Source organism: Pseudoalteromonas sp. Angola-4, assembly GCF_028599265.1.
Lineage (GTDB): Bacteria > Pseudomonadota > Gammaproteobacteria > Enterobacterales > Alteromonadaceae > Pseudoalteromonas > Pseudoalteromonas atlantica.
In genome coordinates, this window is the sequence record NZ_JAQREK010000043.1 from 1 (window position 1) to 904 (window position 904).

At 41.3% G+C, this 904-nt stretch carries 2 tRNA genes and 2 rRNA genes; all 4 read left to right on the forward strand.

Annotated features, from left to right (window positions below):
- A 16S ribosomal RNA gene (locus PSH48_RS20645) occupies positions 1 to 79 on the forward strand; the annotation flags it as partial.
- A 76-nt stretch (positions 80 to 155) separates the two neighbouring features.
- Positions 156 to 232, forward strand: a tRNA-Ile gene (locus PSH48_RS20650).
- A 67-nt stretch (positions 233 to 299) separates the two neighbouring features.
- A tRNA-Ala gene (locus tag PSH48_RS20655) sits at positions 300 to 375 on the forward strand.
- A 304-nt stretch (positions 376 to 679) separates the two neighbouring features.
- Positions 680 to 904 (forward strand): 23S ribosomal RNA (locus tag PSH48_RS20660); the annotation flags it as partial.

The window sequence follows — 904 nt, forward strand, 5'->3', positions numbered from 1 at the left end:
TACCACGGAGTGATTCATGACTGGGGTGAAGTCGTAACAAGGTAGCCCTAGGGGAACCTGGGGCTGGATCACCTCCTTATACGATTTAGAACTTATTTGTTCGTAGTGTCCACACAGATGATTGTTAATTGTAAAGAGAACAACACTTATTGTTTGGGTCTGTAGCTCAGTTGGTTAGAGCGCACCCCTGATAAGGGTGAGGTCGGTGGTTCAAATCCACCCAGACCCACCACTTCTTCTTAATCTTATCACTAAGATTAAAACGAAGTCGGATAACAAACAATAAGACCAGCATATGTGGGGCTATAGCTCAGCTGGGAGAGCGCCTGCCTTGCACGCAGGAGGTCAGCAGTTCGATCCTGCTTAGCTCCACCACTTTACTTCTTAAAAATAAATATTCTTTATCGGGTAGCAACATCACCTGAGAATAGAGTGTGTTTAATTTTGAGAAGTTTTTGATTCTCTGCTCTTTAAAAATTTGGAAAAGCTGATAATAAAATTCGTATGAATAACAGTGTTATTTGTACAGAGTTTTCAAAAGTAAAAAAGAATGATAGCAGTATCATTCAGTGCCATTTAATCACTCTTTGAGTTGATTAATTGGTATCTACTTTAGTATTCAATATTAACTTCTGGCGAAGTTAAACTGTCACATAACAAAGACCCGTTTGGGTTGTATGGTTAAGTGACTAAGCGTACACGGTGGATGCCTTGGCAGTTGGAGGCGATGAAGGACGTATTAACTTGCGATAAGCCTAGTCAAGCTAGTAAAAAGCGCTTGAGACTAGGATTTCCGAATGGGGAAACCCACCTGCTTGCAGGTATCGTTAACTGAATACATAGGTTAACGAGGCGAACGCGGAGAACTGAAACATCTAAGTACCCGTAGGAAAAGAAATCAACC